The 2,503-nt window shown below is 44.3% G+C and carries 1 protein-coding gene and 2 tRNA genes; 1 reads left to right on the top strand and 2 read right to left on the bottom strand.

Annotated features, from left to right (window positions below):
• Positions 1-330 precede the first annotated feature (330 nt).
• Together L865_RS0119960 and gltX are read right to left on the bottom strand one after the other, a co-directional pair.
• A tRNA-Ala gene (locus L865_RS0119960) sits at positions 331-406 on the bottom strand.
• Positions 407-508: 102 nt separating this feature from the next.
• Positions 509-1,918 carry a glutamate--tRNA ligase gene (gltX, locus tag L865_RS0119955; protein ID WP_028774841.1) on the bottom strand — a complete coding sequence of 470 codons (1,410 nt, stop codon included), beginning with the start codon at positions 1,916-1,918 and terminating at the stop codon, positions 509-511.
• A 491-nt stretch (positions 1,919-2,409) separates the two neighbouring features.
• Here gltX and L865_RS0119950 point away from each other — a divergent pair.
• Positions 2,410-2,485: transfer RNA gene (locus L865_RS0119950), tRNA-Val, on the top strand.
• Positions 2,486-2,503: the final 18 nt, after the last annotated feature.

Genomic DNA, 2,503 nt, shown 5'->3' with positions numbered 1-2,503 from the left:
GATTCGAACCCCTGTTACCGCCGTGAAAGGGCGGTGTCCTAGGCCTCTAGACGAATGGGACGCCGGTCTTCGTTTTAGACTCTTGAAGAGAGTGAGTACTCATTGATACCTGTAGGCTAAGCATCAATGCTATCGAATAACCGTAATGACATTTAACATGAAACTAGGATTCGAACCTCTGTTACCGCCGTACTCTTTATTAAAGACTGGGCGGCGGTGTCCTTGTCTATTTCATCTAGACGAATGGGACACTTTTGATACGTTATACTCTGTACCGAGTGAATACTCATTAAAGCTAGTAGGCTTTTACTTTAATGCTAAGCAATTAGATGGTGGAGCCTAGCGGGATCGAACCGCTGACCTCAACACTGCCAGTGTTGCGCTCTCCCAGCTGAGCTAAGGCCCCTTTTACCTAATTGACATTTGAGTGGCTGCTAGTGATTCACTGCATCTCCCTCAACTGCGAGGCGCATTCTATGCAGCACACCCAAAAGTGTCAACTCGTTTTTTAGGAATTTATTCTATTTGCTACAAATTCAATCGCTTTGGAGATTCTTTGTTCACAACGAGCTTGCCCAATCAAGAATATGGTTAAATCTACCGCAGGTGACTGCCCTGCCCCTGTTACAGCAACACGTAATGGCATACCCACTTTACCCATCCCCACTTCAAGTTCGCTTGCCGTGTCTTGAATAGCCTGATGGATAGCTTCTACATTCCAATCCGTCAATGCAGTCAATTTTTGCTGAATAAGTGTCAAAGGCTCAAGTGCCACGCCACGCAGGTGCTTTTTGGCAGCCGTTTCGTCAAAGTCAGCGAAATCTTCATAAAAATAGCGGCTAGAAGCAGCCAGCTCTTTTAATGTTTTCGCACGCTCTGCTAGTGCCGTCACAATTTCAGGTAACGCTGGTCCGTTGTCAGTATTGATATTCTGATCATCCATATGCCACTGCAGATGTGATGCAACATATTCTGGTGCCATCTCTTTCATATAATGTTGGTTCAACCAGATTAGTTTTTCAGTATTAAAGGCTGAAGCTGCTTTATTAATGTCATCTAACTTAAATAGCGACTGCATCTCTTCAACCGAAAACACCTCTTGATCGCCATGTGACCAACCTAAACGAACTAGATAGTTTAATAGTGCTTCAGGCAAATAACCGTCATCGCGATATTGCATCACACCCACTGCGCCATGGCGTTTTGACAATTTGGCGCCATCATCACCAAGAATCATCGCTACGTGTGCATATTCAGGTACCGGCGCACCCAGCGCTTTTAAGATATTAATTTGGCGTGGTGTATTATTGATATGATCTTCACCACGTACGACACAGGTGATACCCATATCCCAGTCGTCCACAACCACACAGAAGTTATAAGTCGGCGTGCCGTCGGTACGAGCAATAATTAGATCGTCAAGCAGTTCATTCGATATTTCAATACGGCCACGAACGTGATCGTCAAATACCACACTTCCCTCTGTTGGGTTTTTAAAGCGAATAACAAACGGCTCATCGGTATCACGTGGTGCCTTATCTCGACAACAGCCATCATACTTTTGCTGCTCGCCTTTTGCGGCTTGCTCTTCACGCATAGCTTCAATACGTTCACGCGAGCAATAACATTTATACGCTGTGCCCTGCTCTAACATTTGAGCAATAATTTCATTGTAGCGATCGAAACGTTTTGTCTGGTAATAAGGACCTTCATCCCAGGTCAAACCTAGCCACTCCATTCCCTCTAGGATTGCAGCACACGCTTCTGGCGTTGAACGTTCAAGATCGGTATCTTCAACACGTAAGACAAACTCACCTTGGTTGGCGCGAGCATAAAGCCAAGAATAAAGAGCGGTACGAGCTCCACCTACGTGCAAAAAACCTGTTGGGCTTGGCGCAAAGCGTGTCTTAATCGTCATATTTGAACATTAACCTATGTTTTAAAAAAAAGAGCCCAATAAAAGAGGCTATACATAAAATCGTGTGGCGTATTCTAGCAGCCTATAAAGAATTGACAAAATACTCCTTAACGAAAATGCTGAGAATGCCAAGTAATTTTTGATGGCTAACCAGCACGCTAGTCACCCCGTGACACTCCCTGTGTCCGTTGAAGGCAAAGCTAACGAGTTTGATAAGCTGAAATCGTCGCTACCTATTTATGTTGTGCAACACAAATAGGCAAAATTTGGCTACAGTTAAGCCTATATCAGGTTGATAGCGACACAATAGAGAAGGTGCTCATTCATTTATACATAGAAATGCTGACTTTTATGCTGACACTTCAAGCAACTTTACCTTGTAATGCACAAGTATTCGTCAAGGCGAGCAAAATTAAAGCGTACTAATCTATTTCTATAAAAAACCGTTGACAGTCGTTCTACCGTCCCTATAATACGGCCCCACACAGCGAGGTCGATTAGCTCAGCTGGGAGAGCACCTCCCTTACAAGGAGGGGGTCACTGGTTCGAGCCCAGTATCGACCACCATTCTTTTCATAAAGAATT

This window comes from Shewanella waksmanii ATCC BAA-643, assembly GCF_000518805.1.
Classification (GTDB): Bacteria; Pseudomonadota; Gammaproteobacteria; order Enterobacterales; family Shewanellaceae; genus Shewanella; species Shewanella waksmanii.
Note: the sequence above shows the minus strand (reverse complement) of the source record. Positions and strands in the feature narration are given on the sequence as shown.